This is a genomic window from Caballeronia calidae, from assembly GCF_900044055.2.
Classification (GTDB): Bacteria; Pseudomonadota; Gammaproteobacteria; order Burkholderiales; family Burkholderiaceae; genus Caballeronia; species Caballeronia calidae.
Genome location: NZ_FCOX02000025.1, coordinates 88,330 through 107,494 on the forward strand (window position 1 = coordinate 88,330; position 19,165 = coordinate 107,494).

Consider the following 19,165-nt stretch of genomic DNA (forward strand, 5'->3'; position numbering starts at 1 on the left):
AGCAAACAAGAAAAATGCTTCCGACGCAACGCTTCCTTGCCGTTTCGATCTTTGCCGCATTAGCAATGAGTTCGCAAGCCGCACCGGCGGCGAGCAAGACGCTCGTGTTCTGTTCCGAAGGCAGTCCCGCCGGCTTCGACTCCGCGCAATACACGACCAGCACCGATTTCGACGCGGGCGCGCACGCCGTCTACGATCAGCTCGTCGAGTTTAGGCGCGGCACGCTCGATCTCGTGCCGGGTCTCGCTGAGAAGTGGGACGAGTCGCCGGATGCGAAGACCTTCACGTTTCATCTGCGGCGCGGCGTGAAGTTTCAGCAAACCGCGTGGTTCAAGCCGACGCGCGACTTCAACGCGGACGATGTCGTGTTCACGTTCAGGCGCATGACCGATCCGAACGAGCCGTTTCAGAAGGCGCATCCCGTCAGCTTTCCGTACCTGACCGATCTCGGCTACGACAAGAACATCGCATCCGTCGACAAACTCGACGACTACACCGTGCGCTTCACGCTCAAGACGCCGGATGTCGTGTTCGTGCGCAACATCGCAATGGAGTTCGCGTCGATCGTTTCGGCCGAGTATGCCGCGCAGTTGCTCAAGCAGGGCAAGCCCGAAGATCTCAATCAAAAGCCCGTGGGCACGGGCGCATTCGTGTTCCGCGACTATCAGAAGGATGCGACGATCCGCTACGACGCGAACCCGGCATACTGGAACCGCAAGGACGTGCATATCGACAAGCTCGTCTTCTCGATTACGCCCGACGCAGCGGTGCGCCAGCAGAAGCTGTCGAGCGGCGAATGCCAGGTGACGTCGTTTCCGCGGCCCGCCGATATCGCCGCGTCGAAGAACGATCCGAAGCTCACGGTGCTGTCGGGTGTGGGCTTCAACGTCGCGTATGTGGGCTACAACACGACGCACAAGCCGCTCGACAATGTGAACGTGCGCCGCGCGCTCGACATGGCCATCGACAAGCAGGCGATCATCCGCACGGTGTACGAAGGCGCGGCCGCCGTCGCGACGAACCCGATGCCGCCATCGCAATGGTCGTATAACAAGGCGCTCAAAGATGCGCCGCACGACCCCGCGAAGGCGCGCGCACTGCTCAAGGAAGCGGGCTTCCCGAACGGCTTCACCATCACGCTATGGGCCATGCCCGTGCAGCGCGGCTATAACCCGAACGCCCGGCTGATGGCGCAACTGATTCAATCCGACTGGGCGAAGATCGGCGTGAAGGCGAACATCGTCACCTACGAATGGGCCGAGTACAACAAGCGCGCGAAGACCAACGGCGAGCACGATGCGATTCTCTACGGCTGGCTCGGCGATAACGGCGATCCCGACAACTGGCTCGGCACGACGCTCGGTTGCGATGCGGTTCACGGCAGCAACATGGCGAAGTGGTGCAACCGGCAGTTCGACGATCTGCTCGCGAAAGCGCGCCTCGTCACCGATCAGACCGCGCGCACGAAGCTCTATGAGGAAGCGCAAGTGGTCTTCAAGGATCAGGTGCCGTACACGCCGCTCGCGCACGCGAACATCTTCCAGCCCATTTCGAAGCGCGTGCACGGTTATCTGATCAGCCCGCTCGGCGGGCACCGCTTCGACGGCATCACGCTCGACTGATCGCCTGCACGATCAGCCGCCGCGATACCACGCGTCGATACTGTCGCGCTGCTGCTCGCGCTTGCCCGATTGCGTCTTGTAGGCGTCGCCGCCGCCGACATCGGGCGTATCGTGCCTGACCTCCTTCGCGCTCGTCGCATGAACGGCGTGCGTGGCGTGCGATACCGGCGCGACCTTGCCCTGGCAATGCATGTCCGCCGTGGCGCAATCGGCGGCGAAAGCGGAAGCGGCCGGCAATACGGCGCTCGCGAACAAAATGAGGGCGAAGGCTTTCGCTTTCATGGCGACTCCAGTGAACGTGTCGATAAAAAAAGAGGCGCGATCAATCAACACGTTCGCCGGACTCGAACATCGCGTTGAAGGCTTCATCGCGCCCGCTTCGACACGTGCATGGCCCATGCCAATCGCGATGGGCGCGTCGCTCCAATGCGCTGAAAGCCTTGATGGCAAAGGGAAGGAGCGTGAGGCGCGGGCATCGGCGCAGAGGGCCGTTGTCGGGGCGCGGCCAACGCTTCGCCGCGCCGTGTGCGTCGTAATCCGACAGCACGAACGGGCGATTGTCGTTTTCTGCCGATTTCCGGACGCGTGAGCGAAGGCACGCACGCGTCGCGGTCCGCACACTCTATCGACCCATCATGCCGAGGGCCGCGCGCCTCATCGGCGACCTTCTGCCCGAACACATCGCCGTCCCGCGTGTTCGCCTTGAAAATCAGGAGTGAGACAATTGACCCCCTCGCACGAGCGCAATGCCGGAATCAAACCTTCGCCGCCCCTCACACTGGGCGATATCACCATCGTCGATCATGCGCTGCTGAAGCGTGCCGTGGGCGCGATGGCGCTCGGCAACGCCATGGAATGGTTCGACTTCGGCGTCTATAGCTATATCGCCGTCGTATTGGGCAAAGTATTTTTTCCGTCGAGCAGTCCTTCCGCGCAACTGATCGCGACCTTCGGCACGTTCGCCGCCGCCTTTCTCGTGCGGCCCATCGGCGGGATGGTGTTCGGCCCGCTCGGCGACAGGATCGGCCGCCAGCGCGTGCTCGCCATGACGATGATCATGATGGCCGTCGGCACCTTCTGTATCGGCCTGATTCCGAGCTACGGCTCGATCGGCATCTACGCGCCCGTGCTGCTGCTCGTCGCGCGTCTGGTGCAGGGCTTCTCCACGGGCGGCGAGTATGGCGGCGCAGCCACGTTCATCGCCGAGTTCTCGACCGATTCGCGGCGCGGCTTTTACGGCAGCTTTCTCGAAGTGGGCACGCTCGCGGGTTATATCCTCGGCGCGGGCACGGTCGCGCTGCTAACCGCGCTGCTCTCGCATGACGCGCTGCTTTCGTGGGGATGGCGCGTACCGTTCATGATCGCGGGTCCGCTCGGGCTCGTCGGCCTGTACATCCGCATGAAGCTCGAAGAGACGCCGGCCTTCAAGAAGGAAGCGGAGACGCGCGAAGCGCATGAACGGTCGCGTCCGAAGCAAACGTTCACGCAACTGATCTCGCAGCAGTTCAAGCCGATGATGCAGTGCGTGGGCCTCGTGCTGATCTTCAACGTCACCGATTACATGGCGTTGTCGTACCTGCCGAGCTTTCTGTCGGCGACGCTGCATTTCGACGAGACGCACGGCCTCTTTCTCGTGCTGCTCGTCATGGTGCTGATGATCCCGATGACGCTCTTCGCGGGCCATCTCTCCGATCTGATCGGCCGCAAGCCCGTGATGATGTTCGGCTGCATCGGTCTGCTCGTGTTGTCGATTCCGGCGCTGCTGCTCGTCCGCACGGGCGCGCTGCTGCCGGTGTTTCTCGGCTTGCTGATCCTCGGCGCGCTGCTTTCGACGTTCACGGGCGTGATGCCTTCAGCGCTGCCCGCGCTCTTTCCGACGCGCATTCGTTACGGCGCGCTCGCTATCGGCTTCAACGTCTCGGTGTCGCTCTTCGGCGGCACGACGCCGCTCGTCACCGCATGGCTCGTCGATGCGACCGGCAATCTCATGATGCCCGCGTACTATCTGATGGCGGCTTCGGTGATCGGCGTGGTGTCGGTGTTCGCGTTGCGCGAAACGGCGCGACAGCCCTTGCTCGGCTCCGGGCCGTGCGTCGCGACGAAGGCGGAAGCGCTCTTCCTCGTGAGCAAGAAGCTGAAGGTCGTTCATTCGGGCAAGAGCAAGAGCAGGCAGGAGGCGGCGCCGAAGAGGAAGCGCGCATGAACGCGCGCGCCCTCAGACGCTGACTTCGACGAACGGCGCGATGTTCCGCATCGCGCGTTCCACATACGCCTCCTTCTCTCCGACCGGCGCGACATAGTGCATCGCACTGCGCGCCGCGTCGATGCCTTCGAGCCGCGCGATCACCCACGCTGCCAGATACTGCGACGCGAGGCATCCGCCCGCCGTGGCCACATTGCCGTTCGCGACGAACGGTTGATCGAGCGTGCGCACGCCCGCTTCCTCCACCCACGGCTTCGTCGTGAGGTCCGTGCAGGCGGGCACGTCCTGCAGCAGGCCGAGCTTCGCGAGAATCAGCGTGCCCGAGCATTGCGCGGCGAGCAACTGGCGCGCGGGATCGAGCCGGATGCGCGCCATCAACGCGGCATCGGCGACGACCTCGCGCGTGAGCATGCCGCTGCCGACGATCACGGCATCGGCGCGCGCGGCGTCTTCGAGCGTCGCCTGCGCTTTCAGCACGACGCCGTTCATCGAACGCACTTCATCCGAAGGACACGCGATCGATACCTTCCAGTCCGGCTTCTTCACGCGATTGAGAATGCCGAGCGCGATGAGCGAGTCGAGCTCGTTGAAGCCTTCGAACGTCAGAATGGCGATGTGCATGATGTCTCCTTGTCAGCGCATGGATTGCATGAGCGCATGCTAAGGGCAAAAGCAAATACAATCAAAAAATTGTCATGGATACACGCGATACCTCCGATAAGCCCGCTCATGCCGAAACCGCCTCGCTACAAGCAGATCGTCGACAGATTCGCGGATGACATCCGCTCGGGCCGGCTGAAGCCGGGCGCGCGCCTGCCGACGCATCGGGAACTGGCCGCGCGCGAGGGTCTCGGCATCGTGACCGCGACGCGCGTCTACGCGGAACTGAACGCGATGGGCCTCGTCAGCGGCGAAACGGGGCGCGGCACGTTCGTCAAGGAGACGGTACTGCCGCGCGATCTGGGCATCGATCAGGTGGCGCTCGCCGCCGACATGGTCGATCTCAACTTCAACTATCCTGCGTTGCCCGGGCAGGCGGAACTCCTGCGCAATGCGTTGCGGCAGTTGTCATCGGCTGGCGATCTGGAAGCGCTGCTGCGCTATCAGCCGCACGGCGGACGCACGCGCGACCGGGCGACCGTCGCGCGTCATCTGGCACGCCGTGGGCTCGATGTGAGCGCGGATCGCGTGATGCTCGTCGATGGCGCCCAGCACGGTCTCGCCACGACCGTGATGGCGCTGCTGAAACCCGGCGATGTCGTCGCCGTGGACGCGCTGACCTATCCCGGCTTCAAGTTGCTGGCCGAGGCGCATCGGCTCGAACTCGCGCCTTTGCCCGCTTCGGGCGCGGGCCCCGATCCCGACGCACTCGATGCGCTGTGCAAGCGCCGCCGCGTGCGCGCCCTCTATACGATGCCGACGCTCCACAATCCGCTCGGCTGGGTGATGACGGCGACGCGGCGCAGGCAACTGGTGTCGATCGCGCGGCGGCACGGCCTCGTCATCATCGAGGATGCCGCTTATGCCTTCCTCGCCGACGACGCGCCGCCGCCGCTTGCCGCGCTAGCGCCGGAGCTGACGGTGTACGTGTCCGGATTTTCGAAGAACGTGGCGACGGGCTTGCGTGTCGGTTATGTGGCCGCGCCGCTCGAATGGGTGCGCAAGATCGAACGCGCGATCAGAGTGACGACCTGGAACACGCCCGGCGTGATGACGGCGATCGCGTGCGGCTGGCTTGATGACGGCACCGTCGAGAGGCTCGAAGCGCAGAAGCGCGCGGACGCGTCCATGCGGCAGGTCATCGCCACGCGAGCGTTGGGGCGTCTGAAGCGGATCGCGCATCCGTCTTCGTACTTCGTGTGGCTGCCGATGCCCGAGGAAGTGCGCGCGGACCGGATCGCGGCGGCGTTGATGGAACAACGGATTTCGGTGTCGACGGCCGAACCGTTCTGCACGACGGCGCAGGTGCCGCATGCGCTGCGGCTCGCGTTGGGATCGGTGGAGCCGGAGATGCTGGGCGAGGCGCTGGAGCGCGTCAGCGAAGTGATCGGGCAGTTCGCTTATTCGATGTAGCTTATTCCCGAATAAGCGCTGCCTATTATTTGGGCGCAATCAGACCAGCGGCCCGGCATCGCTAAAACGATTATCAGCGACGAATTTACCGAAGCAGAAGTCACTTCGCGTGGCAATCCATACTGAACCCGATTGAAGCGGCATTATCTGACACGCTTTGCGAATAGCGAAACGTGCAAATCGGGCAATAATCCCTGACGCCCGACCCGCCGATCGCATCCGCTAAACAGGCACGCCGCACCCTTCTTTTCGGCAAACGATTGCGGCCATATTTGTGTTTCAATTGAGGCGATTATCCATCTACACACTCGCGATGCTTCCGCGATTCAAGATCGCGATCCATCGACTGGAAAATGGTCTATGCGGACTCGATACGAGGCGTCGACACCTGAAAATAAAATCAAGGCGGAACAGAAACGCCAGGCGAATTTCCAGAAATGGTTCGTCACGTTCGCCAGCCTCGCGCATTCGCGCCTGCCGCTTTCCGCCTATCTGCAGAAAGTCACCGACACGCTGAGAGAAGTCGCGGACGTCGGGTCCGCCGTGGTCGAATGGATCGAGGGCGACACACTGATCTATCGCGCGGCGAGCGGCGCGGCGTCGGCGCACATCGGCACGCGGCTGCCCACGTCCGGCAGCCTTTCGGGGCTTTGCATCACGCGTCAGCAGGCGCTCATCTGCCGCAACGCGGCCACCGATCATCGCGTGGACCGCGCCGCGTGCGAAGCGGTCGGCGCCGTATCGATGGTCGTCGCGCCGGTCGTCTACGAAGGCCGCTCGGTCGCGGTGCTGAAGCTCATCTCCGGCGAGGTCGATCGCTTCGCGCAATCGGACATCAGCATTCTCGATGCGTTTTGCGCGTGCATCGCGGAGACCATCGCGCGCGAGGACATCGCGCAGGAAAATCGCCAGCTCGTGAAGCAGAACGCGAGCGTCGCGGCGGATCTGTCCGTCGAGTCGTCGCTGCGCACCGAGTACGAGAAAAGGCTCGCCGATGCCATGCGCCGCCGACAGACCGTGCTCGACAACGCGCACGTCGCGTTCGTGTCGATGGACGAAGCGGGCATGGTCGTCGACTGGAACGAAGCCGCGGCACTGCTGTTCGGCTGGAAGGCGCAGGAAGTGGCAGGCAGGGAGCTCGCGTCGTTCATCGTGCCCGAGCGCCTGCGCGACATGCATCGCAAGGGGCTCACGCGTTATCTCGCGACGGGCGAGGCGCGCATGATCAACAAGCGCGTCGAGTTGCCCGCGCTGCGCCGCGACGGCAGCGAGTTCGCCGCCGAGCTGACGATCAGCGAAGTGTGGTACGAAGGCCAGCGCCAGTTCGCGTGCTTCGTGCACGACATCACCGACCGCCTCGTCGCGACCGAGGCGAACGAGCGCCTGCGTCTGCTCATCAACTCGGTGAGCGACTACGCGATCTGCATGCTCGACGAGGACGGCTACGTGCGCTCGTGGAACGACGGCGCGCGCGCCATCTACGGCTTCACCGCGGATGAAGCCATCGGCCGGCACTTCGCCCTGTTCTACACGTCCGACGAGCAGGGCCGCGACCGCCCCGGCGACGATCTCGCGCTCGCCGCGAAGCGCGGCCGCGTCGAGCACGAGGACTGGCACGTGCGCAAGGACGGGTCGGAGTTCTGGGCGCACGTGATCCTGAGCGCATTGCCGAACGCCAACGGCGGCGAACAGGGCTTCGTCAAGATCACGCGCGACATGACCGCGCGGCGGCGTCTGGAGGAACTGGAAGCGTCGAGCCGGCGCATGAACGAGTTTCTCGCGCTGCTCGGCCACGAACTGCGCAATCCGCTCGCGCCCATTCGCAACGCGGTGAGCATCCTGAAGCTGAAAGCATCCGACGACGCCGACGTGATCCGCAGCCGTCAGATCGTCGACCGGCAGCTCGCGCATCTCACCCAGCTCGTCGACGATCTGCTCGAAGCCGGGCGCGTGAGCTCGGGCAAGATCCGCCTGACGACCGATATCGTCGATATCGCCGATGTCGTGCATCTGAGCGTCGAGGCGAGCCAGCCGTTGTGCGACGAGCGCGGGCAGCGCATCGTCGTGCAGGACAGCGGCCAGCCGCTCTTCGTCAACGGCGATTCCACGCGGCTCGTTCAGGCGCTCAACAACCTGCTCAACAACGCGTCGAAGTTCAGCCCGCACGGAGCGACGATCACGCTCGAAACCGGGCCGCGCGGCGGCTCGGCGATGGTGCGCGTGATCGACGAAGGCCGCGGCATTTCCGCCGATGCGCTCGGCATCGTGTTCGATCTCTTCGTGCAGGAGCATCCGCCGGGCGCGCATCCCGACGAGAGCGGGCTCGGCATCGGCCTGACGCTCGTGCGCGCGATCGCGGAGCTGCACGGCGGGCATGTCGAGGCGAAGAGCGGCGGCGCGGGACAGGGCAGCGCGTTTTCGCTCTGGCTGCCGCTTGCGGAGCCGCCCGTGCGCGGCGCATCGGCGGGCGCGCCGCCGTCCGTCGCCGCGAGCCGTCAGCTCGACGTGCTCGTCGTCGACGACAACCGCGACTCCGCCGACAGCATGACGCTGCTCGTCGATATGCTCGGCCACCAGGCGCGCGCCGCCTACGACGGCCCCGGCGCGCTCGATTCGTTCGACGCATCGCGGCCGCAGGTCGTGCTGCTCGATCTGTCGATGCCCGGCATGACGGGCTTCGACGTGATCCGGCGCATGCGCGACGGCGGCTCGACGCGCGGCGGCCAGCGCGTGATCGTCGCGGCGATGACCGGCCTCGGCTCCGACGAGGACATCGCGCGCACACGCGCCGCCGGATTCGACGCTCATCTCGTCAAGCCGGTCGATCTTCCGGAACTGGAGCGGGTGCTGGCGCTGGCGGGGCGCGCCTGACGGCTCGCGGCGCGCCCGGCACGGCGCGCACGCGCGCGGGCGTCTTCGTCAACCGGTAAGGCAGCTTCAGCACCGGCCAGAACACGCCGTTCGCATCGCGCGCGGCGCTCAGGATATCGGCGAGAAAATCGCCGTCTTCGAGCAGCTCGTCGACGCGCATCACCGGCACTGCATGCTCCATGAGTCTTGCCGCCACGGCTTTCGGCTGCGTGATGCAGCGCGCGCGTTGCGCATCGGACACGTCGCCTTCCGTCCAGATGTGGCCGTCGAGGCAGGCCAGCGCCTGTCCGCGCGATTCGGCCTTGCCCGCCGCGAACAGCGCGCACCACGCGGCGACATCCTGCATCGAGATTTCGATGAACGCGCCCGCGTCTCTCGTCGACGATGCCAGCCGCGCGACGATCGCGAACAGCGCGGCCTGGCCGCCGAGAATATCCGCGCCCGATGCGCCGATCTTGACCGGCGCGCCTTCGCTCCGCGTGAGATCCATGAGGCCGCCCATCGCCTGGATGACGGTATCGAACGCGGGCCGCGACGGATACGCCGATGCGATGCCGAAACCCGATATCGAGCAATAGACGAGGCGCGGATTGATCGCGCCGAGCGTTTCGCGCGTGAAACCGAGCTTCGCGAGCGCGCCGGGGCGCAGGTTTTCGACGAGCACGTCGGCGTCTTCGAGCAGCGTGCGCAAGTACGCGCGATCGTCTTCCTGCTTGAGATCGAGCGCGATCGTCTCCTTGTCGGTGTTGTTGAGCGCGAAGAAGTAGCTCGTGCCGCCCTGCCCCGGCGCCCACGAACGCGCGACTTCGCCCTCGGGCGGCTCGATCTTCACGACTTGCGCGCCGAGCGCCGCGAGATGCTTGCCGACGAGCGGCGCCGTCGTGTACTGGCCTATTTCGATCACCTTCACGCCCGCGAGCGGCGCGGCGTCGATGCTTTCACGCGTTTCCGGCTTCAAGACGGCGACCGCTTCGCTCAACGCGGACATTGCGAAGACCGAAACCCGCCGATACGTATCGGCACCGATGCCGTCTGCTTCGATGGCGCGCGCCGCTTCCGGATGACGCATGCGGAAGTTCGGCTCGCGGTGCAACTCCCCGATGCCGACGATCGGCCCCGCCGCCACGCCGATACGCTCGCAGATGCGCGTGCAGTCGCCGGTGGAAAGCGTCGTCGTCCAGGTTTCCATGAGCGCGTCGAGTGCATCGGCTTGACGCACGCGATCCGCGAGCGTCGCGAAACGCGCGTCGTCGAGTTGCGGCACGCGCGCTTCCTGTCTGAGCTTGCGCCATTGTTCTTCCGTGCTCGTGCAGATGAGAATCCAGCCGTCGCGCGTGCGGTATGCGTTCCACGGCGCGCACGCCGGATGACGATTGCCCACGCGTCCCGCCGTGCGGCGCGCAAACGCCGCGGGCAGGAACGTCGTGAGCGCGCTCGCCGCGCAGCCCATCAGCGTGACGTCGATGTTCTGCGCGATGCCGCGCCTGCGCTTCACGCGCACCGCCGATGCGATGGCCGACGCCGCATACAGGGCCGCCGATATCTCCGTCAGCGCAATGCCGATGCACGCCGGCGCACCGTGCGCGAAGCCCGTCGTGTCCATGAGGCCGCTCATCGCCTGAACCTGCGCGTCGGTGAAGGGCTGGCCGGCGCGCGAGTCTTGCGGGCCTGTCGCGGTGATATCGCACACGATGTGCGTGCCCGATGCCTTCCAATCAGCCACATCGTCCACATCCGATGAAATCACGATCACGTCGTAATCCATCGAATCCGTCGCTGCGAAATCCACCGCAGCGCCCGCGCGTTCGAGCAATGTCGCGCACAGCTTCACCGCATCGCGCGCACCGCACGCCAACACTCGCAAACCTTCCAACATGATCGTCTCCTTCTCCGTATCTCCACGGCTGGCGCGCTCACGCCCGCGTTGCTACCATCATTCGATGCGAACCCTTCCGTCACTCAACGCGCTGCGCGCCTTCGAGGTCTGCGGCCGTCTGCTCAGCATCCAGCTCGCCGCCGATGAGCTGAATGTGACGCCCGCCGCCGTCAGCCGACAGATCAAGCTGCTCGAAGACCAGCTCGGCGTGCTGCTCTTCGAGCGCGGCCATCGCGCGATCACGCTGACGCCGATGGGCTCGCGCTATCTCTCCGACGTGATCCGCAGTTTCGACACCTTGCGCACCGCGACCGTCAATCTCACCGAAGCGCGCAAGCGGCGCACGCTCAAGATCCGCGCCTACACCACGTTTTCGATGAACTGGCTGCTGCCGCGTCTCTCGACGTTTCATCGCGACCATCCGGATATCGAAGTGAGCCTGACCACATCGCTGCAACCGGTCGACTTCAATACCGAAGACGTCGATGGCGCCATTCGTCTCTCGCACGCGCCGTCATCGGATCTCGGCTTCGACCGCCTCGTGCCGAACGAGCTCGTGCCGGTATGCAGTCCCGAGTTCCTGCGCGCGCATCCCGATCTCAACGACGCGACGCCCGAAGCCCTGCGCAACGTGCCGCTTCTGCATTCGCTCGCGCGCCGCGAAGACTGGGCGAAGTGGCTCGATGCAGCCGGCATTCACGGCGTGAATCCGCTCGGCGGCCTCTCCTACGAAAGCTCGATCCTCGCGTACTTCGCCGCGACGCAAGGGCACGGCATCGCGATGGCGCAGCGCGTCCTCGTCGCGGATCAGTTGCGCGCGGGCACGCTCGTCATGCCGTTTTCCTTCGTGCTCGATCTCGGCGCGTTCACGTACTACCTGATCTATCCGCCCGCGCATCTGTCGAATGCCGAGTTCGCCGCGTTTCGCACTTGGCTGCTTTCGGCGTGATGCATCAACGTCCGCGATAGACCGGCTTGCGCTTCTCCGCGAACGCCTTGCGCCCTTCCACGCGATCTTCCGATTCGCGCATCGCGCCCCACGCGAGTTCCGTGAATTCGAGCGCCTGAGCGAGCGGCACGTTCGCGCTCGTCTCGATCACCTTCTTGATCATCTGCACCGCGAGCGGCCCGTTCGATGCGATCGTGCGCGCGAGCTGCATCGCATCGTCCATCAGGGCTTCGGGTTCCGCGAGATCCGATACGAGCCCGATCCGATGCGCGTAGTCCGCATCGATCCTGCAGCCGGTGAGAAGCATCTTCATCGCGATGGCGGAAGGCACCGCGCGCTGCAACGCCTGAATGCCGCACACGGCGGGAATGCTCGCGACGACCGCTTCCGGCAGACCGAACACCGCGTGCTTCGATGCGATGCGCAAGTCGCATTGCAGCGCGAGTTCCAGCCCGCCGCCGAGGCAATAGCCATTGATCGCGCCGATGACCGGCTTGAAGATGCGCAACGAGCTCAGTTCCATCAAACGCACGTAGATGCCTTCCGCGCCCGCGCGATCGATCGACTTCACGAACGACGATCCGAACGATGTCGACGGCGGCAATGTGCGCTTCAGATCCGCGCCGACGCAGAACGATTTCGCGCCCGCACCGGTGATGACGATCACGCGCACGCCGTCATCGTCGCGGGCATCGGCGAGACGCGCGCGCAGTTCGACGAGCGTATCGATATCGAGCGCATTGAGCGCTTCAGGCCGATCGAGCGTCACGACGGCGACGTGATCGGACACGCTGTAGCGAATGGTCATGATGTCCTCCGCCCGTCAAACGCTCGGCGACGCGAGCGAGCGCCCGCCGCACACATAGAGCGTCTGCCCCGTGATGTACGACGCCTCGCGCCGCGCGAAGAAGCGCACCGCTTCCGCGATATCCTCCGGCGTACCGATGCGCTGTACCGGCACCGACTTCTTCAGCTTCTCCTGAAGCTCGCCATCGAACGCCTGAAAGAGCGGGGTGTCGACGATGCCGGGCGCGACCGCGTTCACCGTCACGCCGTCCTTCGCCCATTCGAGCGCGAGACTGCGCGTGAGACTCACGACGCCGCCCTTCGCCGCCGAATAGTTCGCCTGCCCCGCGCCGCCGAGCCATGCGCGCGACGAGATATTCACGATGCGTCCATGCTTCGCCGCGCTCATGTGCGCGAGCACGGCGCGGCAGCATAGAAACTGCGACTTGAGATTCACATCGATGACGGCATCCCAGTCGTCGTCGCTCATGCGCGTGATGCGCTTGTCGCGCACGATGCCCGCGTTGTTCACGAGCACATCGATGCGCTGGAAGCGCTCCATCACCGTTTCCACGGCGCGATTCACCGATGCGCTGTCCGTCACATCGACCGCCAGTGCGATCACGTCCGCGCCGTCCGCTGCGAGCCGGGTCGCGGCTTCGTCGAGCGCGGCGCGATCGAGATCGAAGAGCGCGATGCGTTTGCCATCGCGCGCCAGTGTTTGCGCGATGCCGAAGCCGATGCCTTTCGCGCCGCCCGTCACGATCGCGACTTCCTTTGATGAAGCATTCATTGCTGTCTCCTTGAACGAATGCCCCGATGCTAGGCCGCCTCATCGCGTGTGCTCAAACGACATTTTTTGCGCGGTCGATTGAGTTTTCGTTCGATTGAGAAGAAGTCAATCGACAAAGCAAAAAATGTCGTTTGAGCGGGCGGAAAGCCAAACCTACGATGCGTCCATCACATACTCACACGGAGACGACATCATGGACACCACGCTTCCGAACGTAGCCGAGCCGGGCGCGACGCCGCTCACTCGCGCACAGAGAAAGGCGATCGTCGCGGCGACGCTCGGCACCATCGTCGAGTTCACGGACTGGATCATCTATGCGACGTTCGCGTCGCTGTTCTCGCGGCAGTTCTTTCCCGCGAACAACGCGAGCATCGCGCTGCTCGCGACCTTCGCGGTATTCGCGGTCGGCTTCGTGATGCGGCCTATCGGCGGCGCGCTGCTCGGCGCCTATGCCGATCGCCACGGGCGCAAGAACGGCCTCGCGCTATCGGTTGCGCTGATGGCGGGCAGCTCGCTCGTGATCGCGGCGTGTCCGGGCTATACGTCGATCGGCGTCGCGGCGCCGCTCGTGCTCGTCGCCGCGCGGCTCGTGCAGGGCTTCGCGGCGGGCGGCGAGTTCGGCTCGGCATCGACGTTCCTGATGGAATCGGCGTCGCCATCGCGCCGCGGCTTCGCGGGGTCGTGGCAGCACTTCGCCGTGAACGCAGGCGTGCTCGTGGCGGCCTCGATCGGCGCACTGCTCACGTCGATGATCGATGCGCCCGCGATGGCCGCGTGGGGCTGGCGCATCGCGTTCGCCATCGCGGGGCTGATGGGCTTCGTCGCGCTGTGGTTCCGGCTCGCGGTCTCCGAAACCGATGCGTTCAGGAAAAATGTGTCGGCGCGCCAGCACACGCGGCATCCGTTCGTCACGATCGTGCGTGAGCATCGGCGCGCGGCGCTGCGCGTGATCGGCATCGCGATGGCGGGCAATCTCTGCAACTACCTCTGGCTCGTGCTCTTCCCGACGCTCGCCCATATGCGCGGCCTGCCGCTGCGCGAGGCGTTCAGCGCGAGCGTCGTGTCGATCGTCGTTTCGCTCGTGGCGATTCCGCTGCTCGGCATCCTGTCGGACCGCATCGGACGCAAGCCCGTGCTGCTCGCGTTCGCCGCCGGCTCCGCGCTCTTCGCGTATCCCGCGCTGCACTTTCTGAACAGCGACTACTGGACCGCGACGGTCATCGTGACCATCGGCATGCTGCTCTCGTCCGGCTTCGCCGCGACCTGCGCCACCGTGATGGCCGAGCAGTTCCCCGCGCATGTGCGAGCGACGGGCGTCGCGCTGCCCTATGCCGTATCGGCGGCGCTCTTCGGCGGCACGCTGCCGACCATCGTCACCGCGATGAACAACGCCGGTCTCTCGCAATACCTGTGGATCTACGTGGCCGCCGTGTGCGCGGCGGGCTGCATCGTCTATGCGCGCATGCCGGAAACGCGCGGCAAGACGCTCGATTAAGGCTTTCTTTCAATCAATGCAATGGAGACAACCATGCGCAAAGTGGTGATCGGTGGCGTCGGCATGACGCCCTTCGGCAAGTTTCTCGAACGCAATCTCAAGTCGCTCGCGGAGGAAGCGGTGTCGCTCGCGTTGAAGGACGCGCACGTCACGGTGAACGATGTCGATCGCGTGTTCTTCGGCAATGCGGCGGCGGGCGTCGTGACCGGCCAGGAGATGATTCGCGCGCAGTCGTCGCTGCGCAATACCGGCCTCGACGGCAAGCCGATGTTCAATGTCGAGAACGCCTGCGCATCCGGCAGCTCGGCGCTGAATCTCGCGTGGCTCGCGGTGGCGTCGGGGCAGGCGGAGACGGCGCTGGTCGTCGGCGTCGAGAAGCTGTCGCACGAGGACAAGTCGGTTTCGTTCGGCGCGTTCGCCAAAGCCGTCGATCTCGAAGAGCCGCTGCCCGAGGGCGTGACCACGGGAACCGGCTCGCTCTTCATGGACCTGTACGCGGCGAAGGCGCGCAAGTGGATGGACAAGACCGGCGCCGATGCGAGCGATTTCGCGCGCGTCGTCGTGAAGAGCCGTCATGCTGGCTCGCTCAATCCGCACGCGCAGTTCCGCAAGGAGACGAGCGTCGAGGAAGTGCTGACGAGCCGCATGGTCAGCGATCCGCTCACGCTCTTCATGTGCTCGTCGATCGGCGATGGCGGCGCGGCCCTCTTCATCTGCTCGGAGGAATTCGCGGCGAAGCACGACATCCGCCCGGTGTACATCCGCGCGAGCTCGATCGTCTCGGCGAAAGCCGATGGCACGGGCGAGCTCGTCGCCGTGCGCGCGGCGCGCGAAGCGTATGAGGAAGCGGGCATCGGACCGGAGGATGTGCATGTCGTCGAATTGCACGATGCATCCGCGCCCGCCGAGCTCATCCACTACGAGAACCTCGGCCTGTGCGCGCCCGGCGATGCGCCGAAGCTGATCCGTTCCGGCGATACGGACATCGGCGGGAGGATTTCGGTGAACCCGAGCGGCGGCTTGCTCTCGCGCGGGCATCCGGTCGGCGCGACGGGCGTCGCGCAGCTCGTCGAACTGACGCAGCAGTTGCGCGGCAAGGCGGGCGCGCGGCAGCGTCCCGGCGCGAAGGTCGCGCTCGCGGAGAACAACGGCGGTCAGCTCGCGGGCGATTCCGCCGTCGCGCTGGTCACGATTCTTTCGACGTAAGCCCGGCGGTTTCCACCGTCACATTCCCCCGCTCCTCGAAGCGCGCGAGCACCGGCGCTTCGGCCAACGCATCGGTGAGGAGCGTCCAGTCGCGCTCCAGCGGCGTCCAGTGCTGCTGGCTCGCGCGCTCCAGCTTGTTCGACGTCACCAGCACGAACACGCCCGCCGCCTGCCGGGCGATGCATTCCTTCAGGAACGCCTGCTCCGCCGTCGCTTCGCACAGCCCGCGTCCCGCGACGACACCGTCCGCGCCGAGAAACGCCTTGTCGAAGGTGACGCGCGAGAGCGCCACCTGCGCGAAGGGCCCGAGCGTGCTCATGCTCGACGGCCGCACGTCGCCGCCGATCAGCGTCACGCGCACGTCCGCCGCGGCGAGCGCGCTCACCGCGAGCAGATTGTTCGTCACGACGTGAATCTCCGTGCGTCCGGCGAGGCAGCGCGCGAGCGCGGCATTCGTCGTGCCGCCGTCGAGGAAGATGGTGTCGCCATCCTGCACGTGCCGCGCCGCCGCGCGCGCGATCGCTTCCTTCTGCTCCCGAAAACTCTCGCGCCGGATATCGAGCGATTCCTCCGGCTCGTGCATGCCCACCGACGCCGCGCCGCCATACGTGCGGACGATGCGGCGCTCTTCCGCGAGCGCCCGCAGGTCGCGGCGCACCGTCGCTTCCGACATGCCGAAGTGATCGCACAGCGCGGCGACATCGTTCATGCCTGACAACACGGCCTTGAGCATGGCCTCACGGCGTTTCTCGACTTTCATTGTCTTCCCTGAGTTCTGACGATTTCCGGCGCGCGCACAGTGTAACGAAGACCCCAGGCGCGCCGAATGCGCGTCACATCTGTCCGTCCGACACATATTTTGACTGATTCGATCATTCGCGCAAGCAAATCTCGCCGCACCGATCACTGTAAACACCAATACCGCGCGAATTGCGCAAAACCGAGGGAAAGACTACACTTCGCGTTGATTGATTCGATCATTTTGTGACTGAATCGAACAGAAACCACTCTGGAGACACGTATGGCTCAAATTCACATCAAGCGCGCCGTCGAGCGCGTGCCCGGCGGGATGATGATCGTCCCGCTGCTGATCGGCTCGCTGATCGCGACCTTCATGCCCGGCATGCCGAAGTTCTTCGGCTCGTTCACGAACGCGCTCTTCACCGGTGCGCTGCCGATCCTCGCGGTGTTCTATGTCTGCATGGGCGCGAGCATCGACGTAAAGGCAACGCCCTATCTCCTCAAGAAAGGCGGCGCGCTGTTCGTGACGAAGGTCGGCACGGCGATCATCGCGGGCGTCGTGCTCGGGCATTTCCTCGGCGAGCAGCCGATCACGTCGGGTCTCTTCGCCGGCATTTCGACGCTGGCCGTCGTCGCCGCGATGAACGACACCAACGGCGGGCTCTACATGGCGCTGATGGGCCAGTACGGCCGCTCGGAAGACGTCGGCGCGTACACGATCATGTCGCTCGAATCCGGCCCGTTCCTGACCATGGTCACGCTCGGCGTCGCGGGCCTCTCCGCGTTTCCGTGGCCGACGCTCGTCGGCAGCATCCTGCCGCTCGCGGTCGGCATGCTGCTCGGCAATCTCGATCGCGAGATGCGCGACTTCCTCGCCCGCGCGGTGCCGGTCATGATCCCGTTCTTCGCGCTGGCGCTCGGCGCGGGCCTCGATCTGCACAAGGTCTGGCAAGCCGGTCTGCTCGGCATCGGCCTGGGCTTCGCGGTCGTCATCGTGACGGGTATTCCGCTCTACTTCGCGGATCGTCTGACGGGCGGCACGGGCGTCGCGGGCGCGGCGGCGGCGAATACCGCGGGCAACGCGGCGGCCGTTCCCGCGCTGATCGCGGCGGCCAATCCGGTCTATGAAGAAGCGGCGAAGACGGCGACGCTGCTCGTCGCGGCATGCGTGGTCGTGACGGCCATCGTGTCGCCGATCCTGACGGCGGCCATCGCCAAGCGCGTGAGCGCGCGAAGCGAAGCGCGCGCATCGTCCGCGTCGAAGGCGCGCGGGGCCACGCAATGAAGAGCTTGCTGATCGTCGCCGACGATCTCTCGGGCGCCGCCGACTGCGCGATCGCGTTCGCGGCGGCGGGCCGCAAGACGGTGGTGTCGCTCGACGCGGCTGCATCGGACACGGGCGCGGCGGTCATCGCCGCCGACACCGACACGCGCCGCCTCACGCCCGCCGAAGCCGCGAAGCGCACGGCGAGCGCGTGGCAGACGCTGCGCGCGCCGGGACGGCGTCTGTACAAGAAGATCGATTCGACCTTGCGCGGCAACTGGACCGCCGAGGTCGCGGCGCTGACCAAGATCGCCGGCCCGGCGATCGTCACACCCGCGTTTCCCGCGACGGGCCGCACCGTGCGCGACGGCCGCGTGATCGTGCGCGGCGTGCCGCTCGAAGACACCGAAACGTGGCAGCTCGAGAACGCCGGGCAGAACGCCGGATTGCGCGCGATGCTGGACATGGTCGGCCTGCGCGTCGCGCATGTGCCGCTCGATGCGTTCCGCGCCGCGCCGCAAGACGTCGCCGTGATGGTCGCGTCGGCGGCGGCATCGGCGAATGGCATCGACGCGATCATCGTCGATGCCGAAACCAGCGACGATCTCGCATCGCTTGCGCGCGTCACGGCAGCCGTCGACGAGCAGTTTTTCTGGGTCGGCTCGGGCGGTCTCGCGCGTGAGCTGGCCGCGCTGCCCGATCTCTTCGATGCCAGCGCGTCTATGCCTGCGACGCGCGCCATCGAGCCGGCGCAAGGGCCGATCCTCGCGCTGGTCGGCAGTCTGTCCGCGATCTCCGAGCGGCAGTGCGCGTTGCTGTGCGCCGAAGCGGGCGTCTGCGAAACGATCGTGCCGCCGGCCGTGTTGCGCGGCGGCGCGCATCATCCGGAATGGCAGGCGTGGAACGAGCGCATCGGCGCAAAGGTGCGCGGCAATGAAGACGCGATCGTGCGCATCGGCCGCGACGACGCGTTCGATCCCGCCGAAGGCGCGCTCTTGTCGAATGCGCTCGCGGCGCTCGTCGCGCCTCATTTCGACAAGCTCGGCGGACTGATCGCGACCGGCGGCGAAACCGCCCGCGCGATCCTCGCCGCGGCGAACATCGGCAGCCTCGAACTCGTGCGCGAGATCGAAGCGGGCGTCGCGCTCGGACGGCCATCGGCGGGCAATGGCCCTTCGATCGTCACGAAAGCCGGCGCGTTCGGCAGCGAGCACGCGCTGCTCGGCGCCTACCTGCATTTGCGCGGGGCGGATCTTTCCGTCCCGCGTTGAGACAAGACATCACCT

The 19,165-nt window shown here is 65.7% G+C and carries 16 protein-coding genes; 10 read left to right on the forward strand and 6 right to left on the reverse strand.

The window, feature by feature from the left end:
• The first annotated feature begins 14 nt into the window (after window positions 1–14).
• Window positions 15–1,622 carry an ABC transporter substrate-binding protein gene (locus AWB78_RS22235; protein ID WP_062608141.1) on the forward strand — a complete coding sequence of 536 codons (1,608 nt, stop codon included), beginning with the start codon at window positions 15–17 and terminating at the stop codon, window positions 1,620–1,622.
• Between the two features lie 12 nt (window positions 1,623–1,634).
• On the opposite strand, the gene AWB78_RS22240 is transcribed toward AWB78_RS22235, so the two are convergent.
• Entirely contained in the window at window positions 1,635–1,904 is a 270-nt protein-coding gene (locus tag AWB78_RS22240) for a hypothetical protein (protein ID WP_074173513.1), read from the reverse strand.
• 10 nt (window positions 1,905–1,914) lie between these two features.
• On the opposite strand from AWB78_RS22240, the gene AWB78_RS46675 reads away from it, so the two are divergent.
• Both AWB78_RS46675 and proP read left to right on the forward strand, forming a co-directional pair.
• A complete protein-coding gene (locus AWB78_RS46675) occupies window positions 1,915–2,211 on the forward strand; it encodes a hypothetical protein (protein WP_198399319.1) in 297 nt (98 codons plus the stop codon).
• A gap of 135 nt (window positions 2,212–2,346) precedes the next feature.
• The gene (gene proP, locus AWB78_RS22245) at window positions 2,347–3,825 is read left to right on the forward strand and encodes a glycine betaine/L-proline transporter ProP (protein ID WP_062608143.1); all 1,479 of its coding nucleotides are present in this window, start codon (window positions 2,347–2,349) and stop codon (window positions 3,823–3,825) included.
• 12 nt (window positions 3,826–3,837) lie between these two features.
• Here proP and AWB78_RS22250 read toward each other — a convergent pair whose 3' ends face one another.
• Window positions 3,838–4,446, reverse strand: coding sequence for a DJ-1/PfpI family protein (locus AWB78_RS22250; RefSeq protein WP_062608144.1), 609 nt, complete (start codon window positions 4,444–4,446; stop codon window positions 3,838–3,840).
• Window positions 4,447–4,554: 108 nt separating this feature from the next.
• Here AWB78_RS22250 and AWB78_RS22255 point away from each other — a divergent pair, with 108 nt between their 5' ends.
• Entirely contained in the window at window positions 4,555–5,898 is a 1,344-nt protein-coding gene (locus AWB78_RS22255; RefSeq protein ID WP_062608145.1) for an aminotransferase-like domain-containing protein, read from the forward strand.
• Between the two features lie 360 nt (window positions 5,899–6,258).
• On the forward strand, window positions 6,259–8,769 hold the full coding sequence (locus AWB78_RS22260; protein ID WP_062608146.1) for a hybrid sensor histidine kinase/response regulator: 2,511 nt from the start codon (window positions 6,259–6,261) through the stop codon (window positions 8,767–8,769).
• Here the strand turns inward: AWB78_RS22260 and AWB78_RS22265 are convergent.
• The gene (locus tag AWB78_RS22265) at window positions 8,711–10,645 is read right to left on the reverse strand and encodes a CaiB/BaiF CoA-transferase family protein (protein WP_062608147.1); all 1,935 of its coding nucleotides are present in this window, start codon (window positions 10,643–10,645) and stop codon (window positions 8,711–8,713) included. The genes AWB78_RS22260 and AWB78_RS22265 overlap by 59 nt on opposite strands.
• A gap of 64 nt (window positions 10,646–10,709) precedes the next feature.
• Between AWB78_RS22265 and AWB78_RS22270 the strand changes: the two genes are divergently transcribed.
• Complete coding sequence (locus AWB78_RS22270) at window positions 10,710–11,594, forward strand: LysR substrate-binding domain-containing protein (RefSeq protein ID WP_062608148.1); 885 nt, start codon at window positions 10,710–10,712, stop codon at window positions 11,592–11,594.
• A 4-nt stretch (window positions 11,595–11,598) separates the two neighbouring features.
• On the opposite strand, the gene AWB78_RS22275 is transcribed toward AWB78_RS22270, so the two are convergent.
• Window positions 11,599–12,402, reverse strand: coding sequence for an enoyl-CoA hydratase/isomerase family protein (locus tag AWB78_RS22275; RefSeq protein WP_062608149.1), 804 nt, complete (start codon window positions 12,400–12,402; stop codon window positions 11,599–11,601).
• Between the two features lie 15 nt (window positions 12,403–12,417).
• Window positions 12,418–13,173 carry an SDR family oxidoreductase gene (locus AWB78_RS22280; protein ID WP_062608150.1) on the reverse strand — a complete coding sequence of 252 codons (756 nt, stop codon included), beginning with the start codon at window positions 13,171–13,173 and terminating at the stop codon, window positions 12,418–12,420.
• 193 nt (window positions 13,174–13,366) lie between these two features.
• Between AWB78_RS22280 and AWB78_RS22285 the strand changes: the two genes are divergently transcribed.
• Both AWB78_RS22285 and AWB78_RS22290 read left to right on the forward strand, forming a co-directional pair.
• A complete protein-coding gene (locus AWB78_RS22285) occupies window positions 13,367–14,668 on the forward strand; it encodes an MFS transporter (protein ID WP_062608151.1) in 1,302 nt (433 codons plus the stop codon).
• Between the two features lie 33 nt (window positions 14,669–14,701).
• Complete coding sequence (locus tag AWB78_RS22290) at window positions 14,702–15,874, forward strand: thiolase family protein (protein WP_062608152.1); 1,173 nt, start codon at window positions 14,702–14,704, stop codon at window positions 15,872–15,874.
• Here AWB78_RS22290 and AWB78_RS22295 read toward each other — a convergent pair.
• The gene (locus tag AWB78_RS22295) at window positions 15,855–16,634 is read right to left on the reverse strand and encodes a DeoR/GlpR family DNA-binding transcription regulator (RefSeq protein WP_062608153.1); all 780 of its coding nucleotides are present in this window, start codon (window positions 16,632–16,634) and stop codon (window positions 15,855–15,857) included. The genes AWB78_RS22290 and AWB78_RS22295 overlap by 20 nt on opposite strands.
• A 261-nt stretch (window positions 16,635–16,895) precedes the next feature.
• On the opposite strand from AWB78_RS22295, the gene AWB78_RS22300 reads away from it, so the two are divergent.
• On the forward strand, window positions 16,896–17,900 hold the full coding sequence (locus AWB78_RS22300; RefSeq protein WP_062608154.1) for a 2-keto-3-deoxygluconate permease: 1,005 nt from the start codon (window positions 16,896–16,898) through the stop codon (window positions 17,898–17,900).
• The gene (locus AWB78_RS22305) at window positions 17,897–19,150 is read left to right on the forward strand and encodes a four-carbon acid sugar kinase family protein (protein ID WP_062608155.1); all 1,254 of its coding nucleotides are present in this window, start codon (window positions 17,897–17,899) and stop codon (window positions 19,148–19,150) included. Before AWB78_RS22300 ends, AWB78_RS22305 begins: the two co-directional genes overlap by 4 nt.
• Window positions 19,151–19,165 lie beyond the last annotated feature (15 nt).

Excerpts from the sequence above, each read along its gene's own strand:
- AWB78_RS22250 (WP_062608144.1), bottom strand. The coding sequence starts at position 4,446 with ATGCACATCGCCATTCTGACGTTCGAAGGCTTCAACGAGCTCGACTCG.
- AWB78_RS22280 (WP_062608150.1), bottom strand. The coding sequence starts at position 13,173 with ATGAATGCTTCATCAAAGGAAGTCGCGATCGTGACGGGCGGCGCGAAA.
- AWB78_RS22235 (WP_062608141.1), top strand. The coding sequence starts at position 15 with ATGCTTCCGACGCAACGCTTCCTTGCCGTTTCGATCTTTGCCGCATTA.
- AWB78_RS22240 (WP_074173513.1), bottom strand. The coding sequence starts at position 1,904 with ATGAAAGCGAAAGCCTTCGCCCTCATTTTGTTCGCGAGCGCCGTATTG.
- AWB78_RS22255 (WP_062608145.1), top strand. The coding sequence starts at position 4,555 with ATGCCGAAACCGCCTCGCTACAAGCAGATCGTCGACAGATTCGCGGAT.
- AWB78_RS22300 (WP_062608154.1), top strand. The coding sequence starts at position 16,896 with ATGGCTCAAATTCACATCAAGCGCGCCGTCGAGCGCGTGCCCGGCGGG.
- AWB78_RS22295 (WP_062608153.1), bottom strand. The coding sequence starts at position 16,634 with ATGAAAGTCGAGAAACGCCGTGAGGCCATGCTCAAGGCCGTGTTGTCA.
- AWB78_RS22285 (WP_062608151.1), top strand. The coding sequence starts at position 13,367 with ATGGACACCACGCTTCCGAACGTAGCCGAGCCGGGCGCGACGCCGCTC.
- AWB78_RS22270 (WP_062608148.1), top strand. The coding sequence starts at position 10,710 with ATGCGAACCCTTCCGTCACTCAACGCGCTGCGCGCCTTCGAGGTCTGC.
- AWB78_RS22290 (WP_062608152.1), top strand. The coding sequence starts at position 14,702 with ATGCGCAAAGTGGTGATCGGTGGCGTCGGCATGACGCCCTTCGGCAAG.
- AWB78_RS22260 (WP_062608146.1), top strand. The coding sequence starts at position 6,259 with ATGCGGACTCGATACGAGGCGTCGACACCTGAAAATAAAATCAAGGCG.
- AWB78_RS22275 (WP_062608149.1), bottom strand. The coding sequence starts at position 12,402 with ATGACCATTCGCTACAGCGTGTCCGATCACGTCGCCGTCGTGACGCTC.
- AWB78_RS22265 (WP_062608147.1), bottom strand. The coding sequence starts at position 10,645 with ATGTTGGAAGGTTTGCGAGTGTTGGCGTGCGGTGCGCGCGATGCGGTG.
- AWB78_RS22305 (WP_062608155.1), top strand. The coding sequence starts at position 17,897 with ATGAAGAGCTTGCTGATCGTCGCCGACGATCTCTCGGGCGCCGCCGAC.